Genomic DNA, 208 nt, shown 5'->3' with positions numbered 1-208 from the left:
CTACATGAACGTCGGCCCGACCTACATGGAGCCGATCGCCCGCCAGCTCTACCAGGAGATCGGGCTCATCGAGGAGGAGCACGTCACCCACTACGAGTCGCTCGTCGATCCGGGCGAGAGCTGGTGGGAGATGCTGCTCAACCACGAGTACAACGAGTGCTACCTCTACCACTCGTTCATGGAGACCGAGTCCGACCCCAAGGTGAAG

1 pseudogene is annotated in these 208 nt (G+C 61.1%); it reads left to right on the top strand.

Annotated features, from left to right (window positions below):
• A pseudogene (locus IO39_RS43855) lies at nt 1-208 on the top strand (hypothetical protein); the annotation flags it as partial.

This window comes from Nonomuraea candida (assembly GCF_000725485.1).
GTDB lineage: Bacteria > Actinomycetota > Actinomycetes > Streptosporangiales > Streptosporangiaceae > Nonomuraea > Nonomuraea candida.
Note: the sequence above shows the minus strand (reverse complement) of the source record. Positions and strands in the feature narration are given on the sequence as shown.